At 40.9% G+C, this 235-nt stretch carries 1 protein-coding gene; it reads left to right on the top strand.

Going from position 1 to position 235, the window contains the following annotated elements; genetic code table 11:
- Positions 1-18: 18 nt before the first annotated feature.
- A partial coding sequence (locus AOA60_RS31340) for a M20/M25/M40 family metallo-hydrolase (RefSeq protein WP_256592910.1) occupies positions 19-235 on the top strand: 217 nt, incomplete at its 3' end.

Below are 235 nucleotides of genomic sequence, written 5' to 3' on the forward strand. Positions count from 1 at the left end.
GATATGGATGGTCTTCCAATGACAGAAGAGACTGGTTTACCTTTTTTGTCTAACCACGATGGAATGATGCATGCTTGTGGACACGATCTACACATGAGCATTGCTTTAGGAGTCCTTACTTATTTTTCGAAAAATCAACCGAATGATGATCTTCTTTTTGTGTTTCAGCCTGCTGAAGAGGGACCTGGTGGAGCAAAGCCGATGCTTGAAACAAAAGAATTTAAACAGTGGAAAC

Origin of the sequence: Pseudomonas sp. 2822-17, from assembly GCF_002742485.1 — a bacterium.
Classification (GTDB): Bacteria; Pseudomonadota; Gammaproteobacteria; order Pseudomonadales; family Pseudomonadaceae; genus Aquipseudomonas; species Aquipseudomonas cyclaminis.